This is a genomic window from Rhodococcus sp. PvR099, assembly GCF_017833315.1.
GTDB classification, from domain to species: domain Bacteria; phylum Actinomycetota; class Actinomycetes; order Mycobacteriales; family Mycobacteriaceae; genus Rhodococcus_G; species Rhodococcus_G oryzae.
In genome coordinates this window covers 512804-536805 of sequence record NZ_JAFIBV010000001.1, presented here as the reverse complement: position 1 = coordinate 536805, position 24002 = coordinate 512804, and the positions used below count along the sequence as shown (strand labels likewise).

Sequence of the window (24002 nt, the reverse complement as noted above, 5' to 3'; positions counted from 1 at the left end):
CACCACATGCCTCGACTCGAGGAGAACCACGATGTCCAGCGCCGAACTCCCGGCGAACGGAACCAACGGCGAGCGGACGATGCAGGACGACCTGGGGACCTCGTTCCGCGCCGACCGTTTCTACGACCGCCAGATGTGCGCCCACCTGAACCCCGCGATGATCGAGTTCATCGCGAGAATGGACCTGCTGTTCGTCGGCACGTCCGCGTCGGATGGAACCTGCGATGTGTCGCTGCGGGCCGGCCCACCGGGCTTCGTCCAGGTCTTCGCCACGGACCTCGTCGGATATCCCGAGTACCAGGGCAACGGGGTGATGGCCAGCCTGGGAAATATCGTCGAGAACCCGCACATCGGGCTGTTCATGGCGGATTTCGTCACCGATCTGATCGGCCTGCACGTCAACGGCACGGCGCAGATCGTCGCCGATGACGAGCTGCGCCGCGCGCACCCGGACATTCCGACGGAGCGGGTGCGCGGCCGCCGCGCGGAGCGGTGGGTCCTCGTTCACGTCGAGGAGGCATACATCCACTGCCGCAAGCACATCCCCCGATTGGTGCCGATCGACAGGGTCCGCGCGTGGGGCACCCACAACCCGGAGCACAAGGGCGGCGACTACTTCGGAGTCGCCGCCGAGCGCGACCTCCCCCGCTAGAACTCCATGCCTGCGTCGGCCCCCATCTGCATGGTGGTGTTCCCGCCGTCGAGCGACTCGCGGATGATGTCCGCGTGACCCGAGTGCTGCGCGGTCTCCCGGAGGATGTGCAGCAGGATCTTTCGGGCCGTCCACCACTCGCGCTCGGGGGCCCACGGCGCGGTCGGCATCGGGATGAGCGCGCCCAGGTCCGGCACCCCCGACACCGCGGCCTCCGTCGCGCGCGCGACTGCCGCGTAGTCCTCGAGCAGCGAGGCCAAGGTCTCGTCCTCGCCCACGGTCCACGCCGCGGTGGCGGTCTCCATGTCGAACTCGGCGTTCTCGTCGGGCTCGAGCATCGTCTCGATCCAGTGCCGCTCCACGGTGGCGACGTGCTTGACGAGGGCGATCAAGGTGAGTTCGCTCGCCGTCGACCGCGTCCGAGCCTGCGCGTCGTCGAGTCCCCGAAATGTGATGAGGAACGTCTGGCGCTGATCGGCCAGCATCGCCAGGATGTCGGCATGCTCTCCGGTGACGGTGGACTGTGCGGCGGCGTTCTGAACGGTGCTCATGTGATCGGCCTTCCCTTGTCTGTTGGTAGGGATGACGCTACGAGCAATTGCGGTCAGAAACGGTCCTCAATTGCCGGGGTCGCGGACAAACCCCGAAAATCCTCGCCGTCAACCGTTCAGCCGTCAGCCGTTGAGCGCGGCCTCGGCCGCCTCCGTCGCACGTTCGCGATCCGCGGGCACCAGCCCGATCCGGGTCCGCCGGTCCAGCAGGTCGTCGACGTCGAGGGCGCCCTCGTGGCTGACCGCGAAGGCCAGCTCGGCGTGCGTGACATCGATGCCCTCCGCGATCGGGGTGAGCTCGCCCGCAGCCGCCACCTGTGCCGACTCGCTGCCGTAGCGGGCGACGAGCGAGGCGGGCAGGTTGCCGGTGACCTGCCCCGCGCCGACCACCGGGAGCTTCGTGGTCACACACGGCCGCGCCACGAGACCTCCCGCGCGGACGGCCGCGTCGACCGCGTCCTGCGCCATCTTCCGATAGGTGGTGAGCTTGCCGCCGACCACGCTGATGACGCCGTTCGACGAGCGGAGCACCGCGTGGTTGCGCGAGAGATCGGCGGTGGAGCCCTCACCGGTGTCGAGAAGCGGCCGCAGGCCCGAATAGGTCGCCAGCACGTCCGCTCGGGTCAGCGGCGTACCCAGCGCGGTGTTCACCGTGTCGAGCAGGAAGTCGATCTCGAAGTCCGCCGCCTGTGGCACGTCGGGGATCTCGCCCTCGATCGCCTCGTCGGTCAGGCCGAGGTAGACCCGCCCGAGCTGCGCGGGCAGCGCGAAGACGAATCGGTTGGTCTCGCCCGGGATCGGCACCGTCAGCGCAGCGGTGGGATTCCCCAGCGCCTGCGCGGGCAACACCAGGTGGGTTCCCCGGCTCGGCTTCAGCCGGATGTCGGGATCGACCTGCCCGGCCCAGACCCCCGCCGCGTTCACCACCGCGCGCGCCCGGATCGTCAGTTCCTCGCCGGTCTGCTCATCGCGCAGCCGCGCCGAGGTACCGGTCACGTCGTACGCGCCCACCCGGGTCAGCACGGTGGCGCCGTGCTGCGCAGCGGTGCGCGCGATGGCCACCACCAGCCTGGCATCGTCGATCAGCTGGCCGTCGAACGCCAGCAGCCCGCCGCGCAGGCCGTCCCGCCGGACCGCGGGCGCGAGCTCCGCGGCGCGGTCGGCGGACACCCGGCGCGAGCGCGGCAACACCTTCGTCGACGTCCGGGCCGTCGCCCGCAGCACGTCGCCCGCCAGGAATCCGGTTCGCACCAGGGTCTTCTCGAAGGCCCCGACCGACGGCAGCAGCGGAACGAGCTGCGGCATCGCCCGCACCAGGTGCGGCGCGGTGCTCGTCATCAGGATCCCGCGCTCGACGGCGCTCTCCCGCGCGATGCCGACATTTCCCGAGGCCAGGTAGCGCAACCCGCCGTGGGCGAGCTTGGAACTCCACCGGCTCGTCCCGAACGCCAGGTCGTGCTTGTCGACGAGCACCACCCGCAGGCCGCGCGAGGCGGCGTCGAGGGCGGTACCGACACCGGTGATGCCGCCGCCGACGACGAGCACGTCCACCGCGGTCCCGTCGCCGAGCCCGGACAGTTCCCGGCTGCGCCGGTCCGCGTTCAGCGCCGACTTCGATTGCTGGTTCACCGTTGCTCCTATGTGAGGGGTGGTCTGAGGTACGCGTCGACCGCGTGCGCAAGCTCCGCGATCAGCGCCTTCGGCGGCAGGATCTCCGCGACCATGCCGGCGGACTGCACGGCCGACTGCGCCATCAGCAGGATCATGGTGGCGATGCCGGTGGCATCACCCGCGCGAATCGAGCCGTCGCGTTGCCCGACCAGAACGACCGGGGTGAGCGTCTCGACGATCGCCCGCTGGCTCGCCCCGAGCCGGTCGACAATGTAGGTGATGAGCAGTTCGGGGTCCGAGCGCAGGATCTTGACGAACAGCGGGTGGGTCCGGACCGTCTCGGCGGTCTCCGCCACGCCGCGCACCAACAGCTCACGCGCATTCCCCGACCCAGACATCTCCGGCAGCGCCTGCTCGATCTCCCTGGTCAGCAGGTCCGCGACGACGGCCTTGGTGTCGGGCCAGCGGCGGTACACGGTAGGTCGGCTCACCCCCGCGCGGCGGGCGATCTCGGCCAGGGTGGTCCGTCTCAGGCCAAACTCGAGCACGCAGGCTCGGGTTGCGTCGAGAATGAGGTCGTCGACGGTGGGCGCTGCAGCTGCAGTCTGCGGATCAGCGTTACGGATAGACATCGTATGTAACACTGTAACGCATGTCCGACACCGCAGCTCCGCAATCAGCCTCCACTCCGCAGTTCCCCGACACCGCTGCACCCACCATGGAGTGGGACGCCTGGGGAGTCGCCGAGTTCCGCAAGCAGCTCTCGCCGCAGGTGCTCACCCTGCTCCGATCCGCACTCGGCGTCAGCGCCGAGCAGTCTCCGCCGCCCGAGGAGTCGGCCGCGGTGCTGCGCCCGACCAGCCTGACCGAGGGCCACCGCACCGACCTCGACGAGCTGATCGGCTCCGAGCACGTGCGCACCGACGACGCGACCCGGCTCCGCCATGCCGGCGGCAAGAGCACGCCGGACCTGTTGCGCCGCAAGGACCCCGAGCCGCAGGATGCCCCCGACGCGGTGGTCCTGCCCGGCTCACACGACGAGGTGCTCGCCCTGCTGCGGTACTGCGCGGCCGAGTCGATCGCGGTGGTGCCCTTTGGCGGTGGCACCAGCGTCGTCGGCGGCGTCGACCCGGCGCGCGGCGGATTCGACGAGGTGATCGCCCTCGACCTGCGCCGCCTGGACGCGCTGCTCGAGCTCGACACCGTGTCCGGCATCGCGACCCTGCAGGCAGGCGTCACCGGCCCGCAGGCCGAGCAACTCCTCGGCACGCACGGCTTCTCGCTCGGCCACTTCCCGCAGAGCTTCCAGTTCGCCACGATCGGCGGGTTCGCCGCGACCAGGTCCTCCGGCCAGGCCTCCGCCGGTTACGGCCGCTTCGACGACATGGTCCAGCGGATCCGGGTCGCCACCCCCACCGGCGATCTCGATCTCGGCCGGGCGCCCGCGTCCGCCGCCGGACCGGACCTGCGCGAGCTGTTCGTCGGGTCGGAGGGCGCGTTCGGGATCATCACCGAGGTCGCCGTTCGGGTGCACCCGGTCCCCGAGACCACCGCCTACCGGGCCTGGTCGTTCCCCGATTTCGAGACCGGTGCCGCCGCGCTGCGCACGGTGATCCAGACCGGCGCGACCCCGACCGTGATGCGACTGTCCGACGAGGCCGAGACCGGCCTCAACCTGGCGCTGGCGGGCGACGTCGGCGGCGAGAGCCCCGCGGCGGGCTGCCTGGCGATCACCACCTTCGAGGGCACCACAGCGCACGTCGAGTCCCGGCACACCGAGGCGAGCGCACTGCTCGCCGCCGCGGGCGGCACCGACCTGGGCGAGCAGCCCGCCAGGTCCTGGGAGCACGGCCGCTACGACGCGCCGTACCTGCGCGATGCGCTGCTCAACGCGGGCGCCATCGTGGAGACCCTGGAGACGGCCACCACCTGGTCGAACCTGTCGAACCTGCGCACTGCCGTCACCAGCGCGATCACCGAATCGCTGACCGCACAGGGCACCCCGGCGTTGGTGATGTGCCACATCTCGCACACCTACCCGACCGGCGCCTCCCTCTACTTCACCGTGGTCTGCGCGCAGACCGCCGATCCGCTGCCCCAGTGGGCGGCGGCGAAGAAGGCCGCGGGCGACGCGATCGTCTCCGTCGGCGCCACCATCACCCACCACCACGCCGTCGGGCGCGATCACCGTCCGTGGATGTCGGACGAGGTCGGCGAGCTGGGCGGACGGGTGCTCCAGGCAGTCAAGGACGCCGTTGATCCCACCGGAATCCTCAACCCTGGCAAGCTGATTCCATGAGATCAGTCACGGTTCTGACGAACCCCGCCGCAGGCAACGGCCACGCCCCTGAGGCCGCCGCGGCCGCGATCGCCCGGCTCCGCGAGCTCGGCGTGCAGGTCTCCGAGATCGAGGGAGACTCCGCGGCCGAGGCACTCGAGCTGGCACGGAAGGCGGTCGCCGACGGCACCGACGCGTTGGTCGCGGCCGGCGGCGACGGGCTGATCAGCATCGCCTGGCAGGCCCTGGCCCAGAGTGGCATCCCGCTCGGCATCATCCCCGGCGGCACCGGCAACGACCACGCCCGGCTGTTCCACATCCCGGTCGACGACCCGGCCGCCGCCGCCGATGTCATCGCCCGCGGCACCACCGAGACGATCGATCTCGGCAAGATCGGCGACCGCTGGTTCGGCACGGTGCTCTCCAGCGGCTTCGACTCGCTGGTCACCGACCGGGCGAACCGGCTGCGGTGGCCCCGCGGGCCGATGCGCTACAACGTCGCCATGCTCGTCGAGCTGGCACAGTTGCGCCCGATCCCCTACCGGATCGTGCTCGACGACCAGACGATCGAGCTGGACGCGGCGATGGTCACGGTCGGCAACGGCACCTCCTACGGCGGCGGCATGCTGATCACCCCGAACGCGGAGGTCACCGACGGACTGCTGGACATCACCGTGGTGGCGGCGGGCAGCCGGTTGCGGCTGGTGCGGCTGTTCCCGACGGTCTACAAGGGCACCCACGTCGACCTGGACGAGGTTCAGACGTTCCGGTCCCGCCGGGTCCGGCTCGAGGCGGCGGGCATCACCGCGTACGCCGACGGCGAGCGGGTCGCCCCGCTGCCGATCGACATCGAGGCGGTTCCCGGCGCCGGATCCGTCATCGTCGGGGCACCGATCCGCTGACGGTCCGGTCGTAGGGATCGGTGATCTCGCGCAGCGTCACCAGCGCGCGGCGAAGCTGCGACATCGTGCGCTCGCCGAGGTGGGCGGTCCATTCCGCCTCTACCTCGGCGAGCGCGTCGGCCGCCGTCTGGCCGCCGCCGAACCCCGTTCACTCACCCGGATCAGCCGGGCCCTGGCATCGGTGAGATCGGAGACCCGGGTTTAGTACAGCACGGAGTCGGAGTACGCCACGCCCCCGCCAACTGCGGAATTCCGACAATCGACGGGGATTTAACCAGCGGGTCGGCATGCCAGCAAACTCGAAACACGGTGCGTAAGTATGTATTGGAAGAATGCCGACGCGCCCGCAGGCGGTCGTCAAAGGCATTCCCGCTCCACAAGCCCCACACTATTGAGCAACGACATCCTGACCCTGCGGCATCACAGCCTGCATGAGCGCCGCCGCACGGCGGTGATCCTTCGTCATTCGATTAGCACTCGCGAACAGCGACCACCGGCGCCGGTGGGTGGGCTACTCCTCCGCTGCGCATCGGCTTCGGCGTGGTATCCCGCTGCTGCTGCGATGATCACGCACCCAGGGGTCCGGCGCCTCCTCCGGATAGCGCATCGGACCACCCTCCTACACCATCAGCTACAACAGGCGATCCGCATAGATCCCCAATCAGAGCACAAAGGGATGCGCGTAGGCGAGTACCTCCGACCGCAGTCGCGGGTACTAGGCGGGGCCTAGGGACATTGGAGAACCTGGGGCGAAGGGATCGAAGACTTCGCCGTCGACGTCGGTCATGCGACACCCTCCTTGACGACACCTTCGATCTCCACCAGAAGCTCTTCCCGGCAGACGTCGCTCTTCAAGTAAATGATCTTCGCCTCCGGGCCAAAGAACTCCGTGCACCGGGCGATGATGGTCGGAACGTCTTCGTCGCACCGGTAGTAGACCTTAACCTCCGAATACCGCGAGCCGGCATCGCAGAAGTGTGCGAGGTGCTGGAATGTGATGTCGAGTTGGCCGTCGACGTTCCCGATGTGCTGGGATTCGTGACCGATGATTGCGGCGGTACCGGAAACCAGCGTCTTCACGGGAGCCGATTCGGCTGCGCGCACTAGGCGTGATGCCCGGCTGAAGCTCGGCGATTTGGGACCGTATCGACGCGGATATGTGTAGGCCGGCATCTGGTTCGGATTCTCGATGTTCTGCACGATCGGGGTCCGGGAGGCCAGGTAGTACCAGACGATGCCTGGATCCGACTTTCCAATCCCGGTCGCGGCCGGCATGTGCGTGCCGTCGACACCGAGCTGTTCGAAGGCCTGCGCTCTGCCCCGGCAGAAGTCGCGATAAATTTCGAGATTCTCGGAGTTCATGCCATTAATATCACCTAGGTAATTCCACATCCGCACCAGGTAGGGGAAGCCCAGTTTCCGCTGCGCGCTGATCGCCTCACGATAGGCCTCCTCGGTCACGGCACTGTACGAATCTTGTTCCGGAATCAGACCGGCACACATGAATATGTTTCGAGTGTGCACGTAGGCGCCATCGGTCCCGCACAGCTTTTCACAGCCCTCGAGCGGCTCCGGGGTCGTCCACACTTCCCTTGTCGGACTGCCGGCAACCACGTCGATATTCACGTCCAGCCGGAGGGCACCATCCCCGGAGAACGAAAGCCCGCTGAGCTGATCCGTGAAGACCACCTCCAATTCGGCTGCAGTCTCACCGCCATGCCACTCGTTGCGATAATCTACGTCAAACACCACTCAACCCCCCGTTGATCCGTAAATGGGCACAGAAAACAAACTGTCAAGATGCGCAATCGATTGAAATCACTGGTTGTCGCCGGCCGCCGAGCCGCCGGCGACAACCAGCAATGATCGAGGGGCCGAGCCCCGTCGGATGTCTAGCGGCCGTTGTCCCAGACGCTATTGCCGTGCTTGGTCTCGCTGGGGTGAATCTGGATCGTCTCCCAGTGATGAGCGATGAGGCCCTGCTCATCCAGGTGGAAGATATTGATTGTCCCGCGGCCTGAACGGTCTTCGTCCTCGTTCTCGGCGTACGGCACGAACGTCTGCGCGACGACGAACGATCCGTCGCCGATGATCCGGGCCAGTTTGAAGTCACCCTTGCGCACCGGATCCAGCTCTGAGCGAATCTGGGCAAGACCGTCAGAGAAGGCCTCAGCACCGTCACCGTATGCAGAGCCATGCTGCACAAAGTCGGCGCGACAGGCCTTCGACACCACTGCTGGCAACTCGGCAACGGGACCGGCGAAGATCGCGGTCAGGAAATCGGTGACGATCGCCTTGTTCCGTGCGACCTCTTCCTTGCTAAGCGGTAGCGGGACTCGGGGGCCGTCGAACATTCGATCGACATTCGTCGTCTTGCCTGGCATGTACTCGACATTATCCCAGTGCTCGTCGATCTTGCCCGCGTCAATGCGGAAGAAGTCCGCAATCGCCATATCGGTGTGCTCTCCGCCGAGCTCCAGGTGCGAGTGTAGAAAAACTGTCTCGCCTTCGCCGATGACGCGCAGGACGTTGGACCACTGGTTGGGGTACTTCCGCAAGAAATTTCCCAGTGAAATCAGGAATCCCGGAGTGCCATCGCCGCAGATCGGGTCGTGCTCCATGCACTCCGCGGTCATGAATTCGTAGGCCGCATCGGAGAGCCGCTGCTCATTGAATGCGAGATCGTAGAACCGATAAACCAGGTCCTTGTTGTATTCGGGGGTATCCACCCACTGTCGTTGCATGACGAAACCTCACGTGATCGCAGTTTTACAGGGAAAGGAAAGACGGGAAGCTGCGGGCATTCACTGATATCCAGATGATTCAGCGTGCAGTCGAGAATGCAACCCCAACAAGATCATATCAGCTTTCCATCGGAATTGTGAAGAGTTCGAGGTCGATAAGCGCGGCGGTAGAAGCAGCGTTCGACTCCAATATTGTGAAATGATCGCCTGGAGCGTCGATTACGCGATGCTCCAGCGGCCACTGCGCCTCATATTCACCATCATGGACGAACGACTCCTTTGCGCGCACAAGTACCGTTGGCACCCTGGTGATGGATGGCTCCCAACCTGCGAACAGTCGGAAGTACCCGCCCATCGCTGTCAGCCGTACGTCGGTGAGCAGGTCGAAGTCCTGCTCACGCGCGAACATGGAATTCGTCATCGCGGACCGGAATTCCGTCGACGCCGCGTCCTTGGGTAGGAAGGTGTCGAGCAGTACGAGCGCCTGCGGCCCGTGGCCGGCATTATCCAGGCGAGCCACCACTTCCGAAGCGAGCCATCCCCCCGACGAGTAGCCGACAAGCACGGATGCCCGTCCATCCGCGAGGCGCAATGCCGCGTCGGCGACTGCCGCGACGATAGTGTCGATCGTCTGCGGCAGCGGCTCACCCTCGACATATCCGGGCACCTGCACGACAGCCACGCCCCGCTGACCTCGGAAGCCTTCAGCAAAACGGGCGTACTGATGCGGACCCGACATGGCGGTCAGCGACGGCAGGCAGATCAGGATCGGCTCTACACCCACATCTTCGGACAACCACAGGCCGTCCACCACGCGGCCGGCCGCATCGTCAAAGGTCGGACGCAGATTCGACGCGGCCGCGAGCAGTTCTCCCGCCTCCACGACCTTGCCATCAAGACATGCCTGACGATAGAGCGCTCGAATCTGCTGGGGCCGTTCGGAACTCGACCGTGGCTCGGGCAGTTCGAGCCGCTGCTGCAGGTATTCGGCCAGAGCGGCGGGCGTTGAATGGTCGAAAATCGCGGTGGTCGACATGCGCACGCCGAGTGCGTTCTCGATCCGGTTTCGCAGGCGAACCGAGGTGAGCGAGTCGAAACCCTGTTCCAGGAAGCCACGGTCCGTGTCGACCTCCGCGGCCGACTCGTGGCCGAGGACGACCGCGGTGTGTTCCAGGATCGTTTCCAGCACCGATGGCGCGACAGACCGCTGATCACGGCGTTCTGCCCGCGGCACCAGCTCCCGCAGAATGCTCGGCACCCCTTCGCCGCCTGCGCGTGCGCGGAGCTCATGAATGTCGAAACGAACTGGTACCACCAGAGCTTCGGCCATACGGAGACCGGCATCAAATAGGCCGAGACCCTCTTCGATACCGAGTGCACGCACCAGCGAACCGCGCTGTTCCGCGCCTGCCGCCATACGGCTGCTCGGGGTTTCCCAAAGCCCCCACGCCAGCGAGATGGCGGGCAGCCCCGCGCCGCGTCGCATCGAGGCCAGGCCGTCGAGATAGGTGTTGGCAGCGGCATACGCGGCCTGTCCAGGGGCACCGAGGACACCTGAGGCCGACGAGAAGAGCACGAAGGCATCGACATCGCCAACCAGGTCGTGCAGGTGGCGAGCGCCGTCGGTCTTAGCCGCCAGAACGACGTCGAGACGCTCAGGGGTCAGCGATTCCACCAGACAGTCGTCGAGCACGCCCGCGGCATGCACGACACCGGTTAGCGGATGCTCGGCCGGTATCGAAGCCAGCAGCCGCCGCACGTCGGAGCGATCGGCGATATCGCAGGCGACGACCCGCACCGAAACATCGGGATTCGTGGCAAATTCGGCTGAACCTCCGCTGCGGCTCGCCAGTACCAGGTGGCGAACACCGTGCGTCGCGATTAGATGTTGGGCGACCGCTTGTCCCAGTGCACCGGTTCCGCCGGTGATCAGGACGGTCCCACCGGCGGCGAAGTGCGGTTCGGAGTTCGGCTGCGGCGCCCGCGCCCTGATCAGGCGAGCCGTCAATATAGCCGAACCGCGGATCGCCAGTTGCGGTTCGCCGGAGACGATCATCCACTCGCCGAAGTCCTGTTCATCCAGGTCGAGCAGGACGAAGCGGCCTGGGTGCTCCGACTGAGCGGACCGAACCAGCCCCCAGACAGCGGCACCGGAGAGATCGTCGACGGATTCGCCGGCGACGGCGACCGCTCGCCTCGTCACGAAGACCACGACGGGTCCGTCCTCTGAGAGTGCTCGCTGCACCACGTCGAGCGCCTGATGCACGGCCTCGCGCAGGTCGCCGGCGACCTCAATGACGGTGTGCTTCGGCGCCTGCACTTGTGCGCCGCGCACTGGGTTCCAGGCCACCTCGAACAAGGCATCGCTTTGCACCGCAACCGGTCTGAGCACCAGCGACTCAACCTCGACGAGGGCCGCTCCGCGCTCGTCTGTGACGTTGACCGAAACGCTGTGTTCTCCAACGCGTCCGATCGAGACACGAGCCGAATCAGCCGTGCCGGGGAGCAGTGACACCCCAGACCACGCGAAAGGCATTCGTGCGGAGCCGGTTCCGAAGGAGTCGCCGAGTCCGATGGTGTGCAGGGCGGAATCCAGGATCGCCGGATGCACACCAAACCCGGCCTGCCCGGTGTCGGGCAGCCACACATCTGCGAATACTTCGTCGTCGCTCCGCCAGGCCGCGCGCACGCCGCGAAATGCCGAACCGTAGTTCAGTCCGACCGATGCCAGCTCAGCGTAGAGGTCGTTCACATCAACCGGCTCAGCGCCCGCGGGTGGCCATGAATCTAACTGCGCTGCCGCTGGCTTCGGACCGGAAGCAACCGAACCAGCAGCGTGCCGGGTCCAGGATTCAGCTGCCGCCCTCGCGTAAACCACGACGTCGCGGCGGCCGTCGTCCTGAGTGGCTCCCACCAGAATCTGGAGCTGGACCGAGCCGTCCTCCGGAAGCACCAGAGGAACTTCGAGTGTCAGGTCCTCAACACGACCGCAGTCTACATAGGTTCCCGCATGCCACACGAGTTCGATCAAAACCGCGCCCGGCACTACGATGTCAGTGCCGACGCGATGATCGGCAAGCCAGGGATGAGTCCGTGCCGACAGTCTGCCCGTGAAGGTGACGCCATCGGAATCCGGTGCGAGCATGGCCGCGCCGAGCAACGGATGTTCGACCTTCTCCAGTCCGGCGACGCTGACATCGCCGCTGCTGCCAACAATCTCCGGCCAAAAGTGCTGGTGCTGGAAAGCATACGAGGGCAACTCCACCCGCTGCGCGTCCGCAAACACCGCACCCCAATCGACCTCCACACCCAACAACCACGCCGCCCCCAACGACGACACGAAACGATCCAAACCTCCCTCACCCCGCCGCAACGACTCAACCGAACGATCCCCCAAACCCGGCAACAACACCGGATGCGGACTCACCTCCACCAACACACAATCGCCAAGACGCTCCACCACCGGACCGAACTCAACCCGTGATCGCAAGTTCCGGAACCAATACTCCGCATCGAAAGCCCCGCCACCACAAGTCGAATGAAACGTCACGACCGGCACCCTCGGTTCCACCGGTGCCAACACCTCCAACAGCTCCTCCCGCAACGCATCCACATCTGCCGAATGCGACGCGTAATCCACCGGAACCCACCGCGCCCGATCACACCCGGCTACCAACTCCCCCAACAACCCCCTGTCCCCAGCCACCACAAACGACGACGGACCATTCACCGCCGCCACCTCCAACCCCTCAGGAACCACAAACCCCTCCAAGGGCAGCGCCACCGACACCATCCCCCCAGTACCGGCCAACCCCCGCAACGCCTTCGATCGCAACGCCACCACCCGCGCACCATCCACCAACGACAACCCACCAGCCACCACCGCCGCCGCGATCTCACCCTGCGAATGACCCACCACCGCGGACGGCCGCACCCCGAACGACTCCCACACCGCAGCCAACGACACCATCACCGCCCACAACACCGGCTGCACCACGTCTACCCGAGCCAACGCCCCCTCATCCGACAACACCTCCAACAAATCCCACCCAACGAACCCCGACAACGCCTCCCGACACTCACCCATACGTGAAGCAAACACAGGCGACGACCCCAACAACTCCACCGCCATACCAACCCACTGCGCACCCTGACCCGGAAACACAAAAACCACATTTGACTGCCCACGCGCGGCCCCTTCGAGTACGCGTTCCGAAGGCTTGCCCTCGGCCAGCCGTGTGAGCGCGAGAAGGCCCTCCGAGTGGTCAGACGTCATCACCACGGCCCGGTATTCGAGGTGTGATCGGTTCGTTGCCAACGACCACCCAAGATCGTCGATCGGCACCCCGGGCTGCGAGTTCACGTGTTCGGCGAGGCGAGCGGCCTGGCCGCGCAGGCCGGCCGGGGACTTGGCCGACAGCATCCACGGCACCACGGGCGGCGCCATCGCCAATTGCGCACCCGAAACCTGATTCGTCACAGCCTCGAGGTCGCCCTGTTCGAGAATCACATGCGCATTCGTTCCGCTCACACCGAAGGAGGACACCGCAGCCCGTCGCGGCCGACCGGTCTCCGGCCACGGCTTAGCCTCAGTGAGCAACTCCACCGCACCGGATTCCCAATCCACGTGCGGCGTCGGCTCATCCACATGCAAAGTCTTCGGCAACACACCCCGCTGCATCGCCAGCACCATCTTGATCACACCTGCCACACCCGCAGCCGCCTGCGTATGACCGATATTCGACTTCAACGACCCCAACCACAACGGCCGCTCACGACCCTGCCCATACGTCGCCAACAAGGCTTGCGCCTCAATAGGATCGCCGAGCTTAGTACCCGTGCCATGAGCCTCCACAGCGTCCACGTCTGTCACCGACAATCCGGCATTGGCAAGCGCCTGGCGAATCACCCGCTGCTGGGAAGGCCCATTCGGCGCGGTCAAACCATTCGACGCACCATCCTGATTCACCGCCGAACCACGCACCACCGCCAACACCCGATGACCATTCGCCCGAGCATCAGACAACCGCTCCAACAACACAACGCCCACGCCCTCACCCCACCCAGTGCCGTCCGCCGCGGCGGCGAACGACTTGCAACGGCCGTCCGGCGACAGACCACGCTGTCGCGAAAACTCCACGAAGGTTCCGGGTGTGGACATCACGGTCACACCGCCGGCGAGTGCGAGCGAACACTCGCCACGGCGCAGCGAATCCGCAGCAAGGTGCAGCGCGACAAGCGACGACGAGCAGGCCGTGTCGACGGTGAGGGCCGGGCCCTCGAAACCAAAGGAGTATGAAATACGCCCGGATAGGACACTGCCGGCGTTTCCGGTGCTGAGGTATCCGCCGACTTCCTCCATGTGTTCTGCAAGGATCGATCCATAGTCGTGGTACATGACACCGGCGAAGACCCCCGTTTCGGAACCGCGCATCCCTGCCGGGTCGATTCCTGCGTATTCGAATGCCTCCCAAGACACTTCGAGCATGAGGCGTTGCTGAGGATCCATTGCGAGTGCCTCGCGCGGCGAGATCCCGAAGAATCCGGCATCGAATCCAGCGACGTCATCGAGGAACCCGCCTTCGCGTACATACGATCGCCCCGGCGCGTCCGGATCGGAATCGAAGAGCTGCGAAGTATCCCAACCTCGATCGGTGGGGAACTCCGAAATCCTGTCTCGGCCTCGTGCCGCGACGTTCCATAGTTCGCCGGGAGAGGTCACGCCACCCGGGTATCGGCAGGCCATGCCCACTACCACGATCGGATCGTCGGTACTCGTCGTCGATTCGACGGCCCGCGGCGCCGTAGTCATCGGAGCGGAATGTTGGGTGCGGATGTACTCAACGAGCGCGGCTGGTGTGGGGTAGTCGAACACCAAGGTCGCGGGCAACCGGAATCCCGTCGCCGCAGCCAAGCGGTTTCGGAGGTCCACCGCGGTGAGGGAATCAAAACCGAGCTCGGTGAAGGCCCGATCGAAGTCGATCGAGGCGCCGGAGCTGTGCCCGAGCACGTGCGCGAGGTGTTCTCGAACCACACTGGTGACATCCGCGTCCACCTTGGTCGGCTGCGCGGTCGTCTTGCGCACGAGCAGGCGGAACACCGCCGGCGGTTCGTCCATGCTCAGCGCCGGTAACTGTAGGTTCGCGGGCACGATAACCGGACTCGCAGCCGAACAGCCGGCATCGAAGAGCGCCAGTCCTTCTCCGATCTCAAGTTGCGCGACACCGGATTCCGAAATGCGTTTGCGATCGGTCGATCCCAGTTCCTTGCCCATGCCACTGCCGCTCCAGAGACCCCAGGCCAGGGACGTAGCCTGGAGCCCGTTCGCACGCCGGTGCGTTGCCAAAGCGTCGAGGAACGAGTTGGCAGCGGCGTAGCTGCCTTGTCCGGGGGCGCCCAGTACACCCGATGCGGAGGAGAAGAGCAGGAACGCGCGGAGCTCACGGTTGAGGGTCAGCTCGTGCAGATGCCATGCCGCATCGACCTTGGGGGCGAGCACGGTGTCCACACGCTCCGGTGTCAGCGAACCGACCACACCGTCATCGAGCACGCCGGCGGCGTGCACGACGGCGGTTACCGACAGTCCGTCCAGTAGCCGACTGACCGCGTCGCGGTCGGTCACATCGCAGGCCGCGAGGCGCACGTTGGCTCCCGCGTCTGTCAACTCCGCCGCGAGCTCGGTTGCGCCAGGGGAATCCGCGCCGCGCCGGCTGACGAGAACGAGGTTCCGGACACCGTGGGTGTGCACCAGGTGACGGGCGTGGAGTGCGCCCAGACCGCCGGTGCCACCAGTGATCAGGACGCAATCGTCTGGCTGCCACTCGAAGTGGGAGTCCTGAGGAGCAGCTCGGATGAGCCGCGGCACGAAGAACCGCCCATCACGGATCGCGAGCTCCGGCTCGTCGGCGTCTGGATAGACGGCCATGCTGTCGGGCTCGTCATCGACGTCTATCAGCCCGAATGTGGCGGGATTCTCGGTCTGTGCCGACCGGACCAAACCACGCACCGCCGCGTGGCCGAGATCGACGATGTCCTCATTGTCGCGGACTGCAGTCGCACGGCGGGTTACGAATACGAGTTGTGCAGCGGCACAGCGGCTATCGGCAAGCCAGGCTTGCAGAAGCGCAAGCACACGGTGGACAGCGGTGTGACTGTCCACCGGAAGATCCGTTGTGGCCGAGCATGCTACGTACACAGTTGCCGGGACGACATCCAGGGCGGCCAGGTCGGCGGGGGTGATGATCCAAACCGGCTGGTCGATGCTCGTGCGGCCGACCTCCACCTCAACCCAGGTCAGCCGGAAGAGGGAATCACTGTGGTACCCGACGCGCTGCTGCCCGACCGGGCGCAGTGCCAGTGTATCGATGGTGGCAACAGGTTGTCCGGCAGTGTCGGCGAGCTCGAGCATGACACCGCCGCCCGAACGGGACAGTCGCACCCGAATGCCTGTCGCACCCGGTTTGTGCAATGCGACGCCGTTCCACGAGAAAGGCAGGACCGCGCCGGTCTCCTCCAGCAGTGGTCCGAACCCGATGGCGTGCAGGGCTGCGTCCAGCAAGGCTGGATGCAGCCCAAAACGTCCGTCCTCGGCGTGTGGCGGAAGCTGTACTTCGGCGAACAGCTCGTCACCGCGGCGCCAGACAGCACGTAGGCCCTGGAAAGCGGGCCCGTAACCGAACCCCGAAGCATTCAGGTGATCGTAATGCCCATCCACGGGCACCGGGTCCGCTCCTAGCGGCGGCCATTCGTCGAGCGAAATCGGTTCAGCCGGGCCCGAGACCGCAAGGGCACCTGTTGCATTCCGGGTCCAGGCGCCGTCGTTCAACCGGGAATAGAAAGTGACAACGCGGCTGCCGTTGTCAGCTGCCGGGCCGGCGAAGATCTGCACCTGTGCTGCGCCGCCATCAGGTAGCACAAGTGGCACTTCGAGGGTCAGTTCGTCCACGACCGCGCAGCCCAGCTGATTGCCAACGCGAACAGCCAGTTCAACGAATGCGGTTCCCGGGACAAGCACCTCCCCCATGACCTGGTGGTCTGCTAACCAGGGGTGAGTCAGGGTCGACAGCCTGCTGGTGAATACAACTTGGTCGGAATCTGCGAGGGTGACTATTGCCCCCAGGAGCGGGTGTTCGGCAGCTCCCAAACCGGCGGCGGCGACATCCGCTGTGGGCGTGCGCTCGGGCCAATAGCGTTGGCGTTGGAAAGGGTACGTCGGCAGATCCACCTGACGCCCGGCTACCAACTCCCGCCACCGGACCGCGATACCGCGCGTCCACAACCCCGCGAGGGCGGTCACCGCGGTCTCGGGCTCCTCACGATCACGACGCAGAACCGGGATCGCCAACGACTCCGCCTCGCTCACGCATTCCGGCACCAGCGCCGTGAGAGCACCGTCCGGCCCTAGTTCGACAAACGTCCGCACGCCCAGCGACTCGAGGTGCGCAACGCCCGCCGAGAATCGGACCGGCTCCCGAACCTGCTGCACCCAGTACTCCGGAGAGCACATATCGGCCCCGACGGCAACCGTCGATACTAGAGGAATCCGCGGTGCGTGATATGTCAAACCCTCAGCAACTAAACGGAACTCATCCAACATCGGCTCCATCAGTGGCGAATGGAACGCATGGCTGACCGTCAACCGTTTCCAACGCGAGAACCGCGACGCCACCTCGAGAACCGCAGCTTCCTCGCCCGCGACCACCACCGACGACGGACCGTTCACCGCCGCAATCGCGACACCCGGCTGCAACTCCGCCACCACCTGCGACTCGGACGCGGCGATCGCCACCATCGCCCCGCCAGCCGGCAAGGCCTGCATAAGCTGCGCACGAGCATTCACCAACCGCACCGCGTCCTCGAGCGACAACACACCCGCAACATGCGCCGCCGCCACTTCGCCGACCGAGTGCCCGAGCAGGTAATCCGGCCGCACACCCCACGACTCCAACAGCCGGAACAACCCCACCTCCAACTCGAACAGAGCCGGCTGCGCGAAGCCCGTCCTCGACACATCACCTCCCTCCAAGACCTCCGGGATCACCAAACCCGCAGTACGCACCTCTTCGACCGCCCGCGCGAAAGCCGGGAAGGCCTCGAACAGACCCTCACCCATCCCCCAACGCTGACCACCCTGACCCGCGAACACAAAACCCACACCACCCGAGACCACAGACCCACGCACCACCGCCTCGCCCTGCGCGAACAGCACCGCCCGATGGTCGAAATCGGGTTTCAACGTCAGTGAATAGCCAACATCTTCCGCGTTGAGAGTGGTTGCTTGCGAACGGATTTGATCAACCTGAGCATTCAGGGCGCTCGCATCCTTCGCCGACACGACCCACGGAACCACCCGGGTTGTCGCGGTGCGCTCCGGAGCATCTCCGAGGTCGCCCTGCTCGACGATGACATGCGCGTTGGTGCCGCTCACACCGAAGGAGGACACCGCAGCCCGTCGCGGCCGACCGGTCTCCGGCCACGGCTTAGCCTCAGTGAGCAACTCCACCGCACCGGATTCCCAATCCACGTGCGGCGTCGGCTCATCCACATGCAAAGTCTTCGGCAACACACCCCGCTGCATCGCCAGCACCATCTTGATCACACCTGCCACACCCGCAGCCGCCTGCGTATGACCGATATTCGACTTCAACGACCCCAACCACAACGGCCGCTCACGACCCTGCCCATACGTCGCCAACAAGGCTTGCGCCTCAATAGGATCGCCGAGCTTAGTACCCGTGCCATGAGCCTCCACAGCGTCCACGTCTGTCACCGACAATCCGGCATTGGCAAGCGCCTGGCGAATCACCCGCTGCTGGGAAGGCCCATTCGGCGCGGTCAAACCATTCGACGCACCATCCTGATTCACCGCCGAACCACGCACCACCGCCAACACCCGATGACCATTCGCCCGAGCATCAGACAACCGCTCCAACAACAACAAACCGGCACCCTCACCCCACCCAGTGCCATCGGCCCCCGCCGCAAACGGCTTACAACGACCATCGGGGGCCAGACCCCGCTGCCTGCTGAATTCGACGAATGCCCGTGGGGTGGACATCAAGGTCACACCGGCGGCGATGGCGAGCGAGCACTCACCCCGTCGCAGGGATTCGGCGGCCAGGTGCGTCGTGACGAGCGAGGAGGAACATGCAGTGTCAACGGTCATTGCGGGCCCCTCCAGCCCCATGACGTAGGACAGCCTGCCCGACAGCACACTTGCGGCGTTTCCAGTGCCGACGTACCCTTCCGAGCCCTCGGGCATCGAAGTGGCCAGGGTGGCGTAGTCCTGCCCGTTCGTTCCAACGAAGACACCGGTGGCGCTGCCGCGCACGGCCTCGAAATCGAGGCCGGCACGTTCGAATGCCTCCCACGAAACTTCCAGCAGCAGTCGCTGCTGGGGGTCCATGGCGCGTACCTCACGAGGACTCAGTCCGAAGAATCCAGCATCGAATTCGGAGATCGCCTCGAGGAAGCCGCCACTACGGACATAGCTCGTGCCGAAACTCTCCGGATCAGGATCGTAGAGCGCCGCCAGGTCCCATCCGCGATCTGCCGGAAAATCTATGAAGGCGTCGGCTTCACGCTCGAGCAATGACCACAGCCCCTCGGGAGTATCAGCGCTGCCTGGGAATCGGCAGCTCATTCCGACGATCGCGATGGGCTCGGCACACCGTTCCTCGGCATCCCGAAGTTTGCGATTTGCCACGTCCAGGTCCGCGGTGACACGCTTCAGGTACTGGAGGAGTTTCTCTTCGTTTGTCATCTCAACGTGCCCCATACTTCTGGTCGATATATGCGAATACGTCATCAGCGCCAGCCATTTCCAGCTCCGCAGCATCCATGCCGCCCCGGAGCTGATCCAGCAGCGCTTCGATCCGGGTGACTGCGTCGGCCCGAATGCTCTCAGTGTCGAGATCAACCAATTGCGCTGAAAGCCTTTCGAAATCGTGAAGCCATTGCATCGGCTCGTCGCCGCCCAACTCGGCTTCCAGGAAGTCTGCCAGCGCGCTCGGATTCGGTTCGTCGAAGACGACCGTCGCCGACAAGGCAAGCCCGGTCGCGGCGCGCAACGCATTGCGCAACTCGACCGCCATCAGTGAGTCAAGACCCATATCTCGCCAAGGTCTTTGACTATCATTCAAGCTCGCCGCACCGCGCCCTAGCACCGCCGAGGCCTGTTCGCACACCAGTATCAGCAGGGCTTCGCGGCGCTCGGCCTTCGAAAGACCGGCAAGGTTCAGTTCTGGTTTGCTCACCGCGGGCGTTTCCGTGACGTCCGTCAGCAATCGACTGGGGCGGGTGCGCGTGAATCCGGGTATGAACGAAGGCCAGTCGATGTCGGCAATTACGACGGACCCGTCGTGGCAAGTCAGTGCCCGGTCCAGCGCAGCGAGTGCATCCAACGGCTCCATGGGTCGAACGCCATTGCGGCGCAGTCGGTCGATCACCCCGGTGTCCGACGACGCCATCCCGCCGCCAGCCCAGGCACCCCATGCGACGGAAGTGACCGGCTCTCCGAGTGCTCGACGCTGATCGGCAAACGCATCGAGGAAGGAGTTTGCGGATGCGTAATTCCCCTGCCCGGCACCACCGATCGCCCCTGCAAACGATGAGAACACCACGAATGCCCTCAGGTTGTGCTGCGCCGTGAGCTCATGAAGGACCAAGGTCGCATCGACCTTCGGACGTGCGACGGCGGCGAACCGCTCAGGGGTCAAGCTATCCAGGACACCATCATCTAGAACGCCAGCCGCATGGATTACGGTTGTCAACGGATGATTCTCGGGCAGCTCCGCAAGTAGCGCTTCCAGTGCGTCCCGATCGGCAATATCGCATGCCGCGACCGTGATCCGCGCGCCAAGGCCCTGCAGCTCATCAACGAGTGCCCGGCTACCCGGAGCGCTGTCGCCTCTGCGGCTGACGAGCACGACATGTTCTGCTCCCTTGGTGATCGCCCACCGTGCCACGTGGCCTCCCAGCGCACCGGTACCACCTGTTATCAGGACGCTTCCGCTCAGCGGCTCGCCCTTGGCCATATGTAGCGACGGCCCCCGAACCAACCGCCGCACAAACACGCCTTCCGGCCGGAGCGCGATCTGATCTTCATCGGTGTCCGTATCAACCACCGAGCACAATCGATCAAGAGTCGCCGCATCAAGGCGATCCGGGAGATCGATCAGGCCTCCCCACCGGTCCGGGGTTTCGAATGCGGCTGCCCGACCGAGGCCCCAGATCCGCGCCTGCTGAGGCGAGGCCACCCGATCGTCAGGTCCCGTCGAGACCGCGCCACGGGTTGCGCACCAGAGAGGCGCACTGATTCCCGCATCGCCCAGCGCCTGGTACAACGCCAAGGTCGTACGCATACCGGCGGATTCATCGACACCGAGCAGTGACAGCACACCCGAAAGATGTTCCGGGTCAGTGACAGTCTCTTGCAGCGCCGTCCGGCACGCACTTCGTCCGAGACCAGCGCCATCGAGAACCAGGAATTCGACAGTCTCGGATCTCGGCACGAATGCAGCACGAAGATCTTCCGACTCCTGCTGGTTTGGACATACGACGAGCCATCTTCCGGTCAAGCGGCTCGTAGGAGCGAGGTCGGCGAGTTGCCAGTTGAGGTGATAGGTCAAGTCTTCGGCAACTCGAGTGGACTCATGAGCTGTGGGCGTGCGCTCGGGCCAATAGCGTTGGCGTTGGAAAGGGTACGTCGGCAGATCCACCTGACGCCCGGCTACCAACTCCCGCCACCGGACCGCGATACCGCGCGTCCACAACCCCGCGAGGGCGGTCACCGCGGTCTCGGGCTCCTCACGATCACGACGCAGAACCGGGATCGCCAACGACTCCGCCTCGCTCACGCATTCCGGCACCAGCGCCGTGAGAGCACCGTCCGGCCCTAGTTCGACAAACGTCCGCACGCCCAGCGACTCGAGGTGCGCAACGCCCGCCGAGAATCGGACCGGCTCCCGAACCTGCTGCACCCAGTACTCCGGAGAGCACATATCGGCCCCGACGGCAACCGTCGATACTAGAGGAATCCGCGGTGCGTGATATGTCAAACCCTCAGCAACTAAACGGAACTCATCCAACATCGGCTCCATCAGTGGCGAATGGAACGCATGGCTGACCGTCAACCGTTTCCAACGCGAGAACCGCGACGCCACCTCGAGAACCGCAGCTTCCTCGCCCGCGACCACCACCGACGACGGACCGTTCACCGCCGCAATCGCGACACCCGGCTGCAACTCCGCCACCACCTGCGACTCGGACGCGGCGATCGCCACCATCGCCCCGCCAGCCGGCAAGGCCTGCATAAGCTGCGCACGAGCATTCACCAACCGCACCGCGTCCTCGAGCGACAACACACCCGCAACATGCGCCGCCGCCACTTCGCCGACCGAGTGCCCGAGCAGGTAATCCGGCCGCACACCCCACGACTCCAACAGCCGGAACAACCCCACCTCCAACTCGAACAGAGCCGGCTGCGCGAAGCCCGTCCTCGACACATCACCTCCCTCCAAGACCTCCGGGATCACCAAACCCGCAGTACGCACCTCTTCGACCGCCCGCGCGAAAGCCGGGAAGGCCTCGAACAGACCCTCACCCATCCCCCAACGCTGACCACCCTGACCCGCGAACACAAAACCCACACCACCCGAGACCACAGACCCACGCACCACCGCCTCGCCCTGCGCGAACAGCACCGCCCGATGGTCGAAATCGGGTTTCAACGTCAGTGAATAGCCAACATCTTCCGCGTTGAGAGTGGTTGCTTGCGAACGGATTTGATCAACCTGAGCATTCAGGGCGCTCGCATCCTTCGCCGACACGACCCACGGAACCACCCGGGTTGTCGCGGTGCGCTCCGGAGCATCTCCGAGGTCGCCCTGCTCGACGATGACATGCGCGTTGGTGCCGCTCACACCGAAGGAGGACACCGCAGCCCGTCGCGGCCGACCGGTCTCCGGCCACGGCTTAGCCTCAGTGAGCAACTCCACCGCACCGGATTCCCAATCCACGTGCGGCGTCGGCTCATCCACATGCAAAGTCTTCGGCAACACACCCCGCTGCATCGCCAGCACCATCTTGATCACACCTGCCACACCCGCAGCCGCCTGCGTATGACCGATATTCGACTTCAACGACCCCAACCACAACGGCCGCTCACGACCCTGCCCATACGTCGCCAACAAGGCTTGCGCCTCAATAGGATCGCCGAGCTTAGTACCCGTGCCATGAGCCTCCACAGCGTCCACGTCGGACGTCATCAACTGCGCATTTAGCAACGCCAGTTCGATGACTTCCTGTTGGGAAGGGCCGTTCGGCGCGGTCAAACCATTCGACGCACCATCCTGATTCACCGCCGAACCACGCACCACCGCCAACACCCGATGACCATTCGCCCGAGCATCAGACAACCGCTCCAACAACAACATGCCGACGCCTTCACCCCACCCGGTGCCATCGGCCGCTGCCGCAAATGCCTTGCACCGGCCATCCGGGGCGAGCCCGCCTTGCCGGCCGAACTCGGTGAAAAGAAACGGTGTCGACATGACCGTCACGCCGCCGGTGATGGCGAGCGAGCACTCCTTACGTCGCAACGCGGTGCAAGCGGCGTGCAGTGCCACCAGAGAGGTCGAGCAAGCAGTGTCGATAGTGTACGAAGGCCCGGTGAGGCCGTAGAAGTAGGAAAGCCGCCCGGAGAGGACACTGGCCGCGTTGCCTGTCAGTACGTGCCCACGCAGATCTTCGACCGCGTCGCCGGCAACCGATACATAGTCCTGCCCATTCGTACCTATGAAGACACCCGCATCCCCGCCGCGCAGGGTGGCCGGGTCGATTCCCGCATGCTCGAGAAGTTCCCAGGACGATTCCAGCAGCAGCCGCTGCTGGGGATCCATGGCCTGCGCCTCACGCGGGGAGATTCCGAAGAAGTCCGCGTCGAAATCCGCAGCGTTCGTGAGGAATCCAGCAGGGCGCACGTCGGGCGCGCTTTGCCAGCCGCGGTCTGTGGGCGGCGAAGAGAGCGCCTCGTCGCCCGCAGCGAGCAGCTGCCACAAGGATGCCGGTGAGTCGATGCCCCCAGCGAATTGGCAGCTCATCGCCACGATTGCGATGGGCTCATGGCTACTTTGCTCGAAATATTGCAGGCGCTCCTGCGCGCTTTCCAGTTCGGCGGAGATTCGCCGCAACAGGTGTCGAGCTCGATCGTCAACAGACATAGAAATACTCTCAGCAGTAGTGTGGTTCGTGCTTGCTTCGCAG

10 protein-coding genes are annotated in these 24002 nt (G+C 65.4%); 3 read left to right on the top strand and 7 right to left on the bottom strand.

Features of this window, described 5'->3' with window-relative positions; genetic code table 11:
• Window positions 1–31: 31 nt before the first annotated feature.
• A complete protein-coding gene (locus tag JOE46_RS02465; protein ID WP_097211205.1) occupies window positions 32–652 on the top strand; it encodes a pyridoxamine 5'-phosphate oxidase family protein in 621 nt (206 codons plus the stop codon).
• Here the strand turns inward: JOE46_RS02465 and JOE46_RS02460 are convergent.
• The 3 genes from JOE46_RS02460 to JOE46_RS02450 all read right to left on the bottom strand — a co-directional run bounded on the left by JOE46_RS02460 (window position 649) and on the right by JOE46_RS02450 (window position 3446).
• Complete coding sequence (locus tag JOE46_RS02460) at window positions 649–1203, bottom strand: DinB family protein (protein WP_097211204.1); 555 nt, start codon at window positions 1201–1203, stop codon at window positions 649–651. The genes JOE46_RS02465 and JOE46_RS02460 overlap by 4 nt on opposite strands.
• A 123-nt stretch (window positions 1204–1326) precedes the next feature.
• Window positions 1327–2832, bottom strand: a complete 1506-nt coding sequence (locus JOE46_RS02455; RefSeq protein WP_209926142.1) for a glycerol-3-phosphate dehydrogenase/oxidase — start codon at window positions 2830–2832, stop codon at window positions 1327–1329.
• Between the two features lie 8 nt (window positions 2833–2840).
• Window positions 2841–3446 carry a TetR/AcrR family transcriptional regulator gene (locus JOE46_RS02450; RefSeq protein ID WP_097211202.1) on the bottom strand — a complete coding sequence of 202 codons (606 nt, stop codon included), beginning with the start codon at window positions 3444–3446 and terminating at the stop codon, window positions 2841–2843.
• An 86-nt stretch (window positions 3447–3532) separates the two neighbouring features.
• On the opposite strand from JOE46_RS02450, the gene JOE46_RS02445 reads away from it, so the two are divergent.
• Window positions 3533–5113 carry an FAD-binding oxidoreductase gene (locus JOE46_RS02445; RefSeq protein WP_245221282.1) on the top strand — a complete coding sequence of 527 codons (1581 nt, stop codon included), beginning with the start codon at window positions 3533–3535 and terminating at the stop codon, window positions 5111–5113.
• The gene (locus JOE46_RS02440; RefSeq protein WP_209926140.1) at window positions 5110–5994 is read left to right on the top strand and encodes a diacylglycerol kinase; all 885 of its coding nucleotides are present in this window, start codon (window positions 5110–5112) and stop codon (window positions 5992–5994) included. The genes JOE46_RS02445 and JOE46_RS02440 overlap by 4 nt, the downstream gene beginning before the upstream one ends.
• Before the next feature lie 783 nt (window positions 5995–6777).
• On the opposite strand, the gene JOE46_RS02435 is transcribed toward JOE46_RS02440, so the two are convergent.
• The 4 genes from JOE46_RS02435 to JOE46_RS02420 all read right to left on the bottom strand — a co-directional run bounded on the left by JOE46_RS02435 (window position 6778) and on the right by JOE46_RS02420 (window position 23959).
• On the bottom strand, window positions 6778–7746 hold the full coding sequence (locus JOE46_RS02435) for a hypothetical protein (protein WP_209926136.1): 969 nt from the start codon (window positions 7744–7746) through the stop codon (window positions 6778–6780).
• 140 nt (window positions 7747–7886) lie between these two features.
• Window positions 7887–8738, bottom strand: coding sequence for a nuclear transport factor 2 family protein (locus JOE46_RS02430; RefSeq protein ID WP_209926135.1), 852 nt, complete (start codon window positions 8736–8738; stop codon window positions 7887–7889).
• A gap of 118 nt (window positions 8739–8856) precedes the next feature.
• Window positions 8857–19515, bottom strand: coding sequence for an SDR family NAD(P)-dependent oxidoreductase (locus tag JOE46_RS02425; protein ID WP_374102912.1), 10659 nt, complete (start codon window positions 19513–19515; stop codon window positions 8857–8859).
• On the bottom strand, window positions 19502–23959 hold the full coding sequence (locus JOE46_RS02420; RefSeq protein ID WP_209926123.1) for a type I polyketide synthase: 4458 nt from the start codon (window positions 23957–23959) through the stop codon (window positions 19502–19504). Before JOE46_RS02420 ends, JOE46_RS02425 begins: the two co-directional genes overlap by 14 nt.
• Window positions 23960–24002 lie beyond the last annotated feature (43 nt).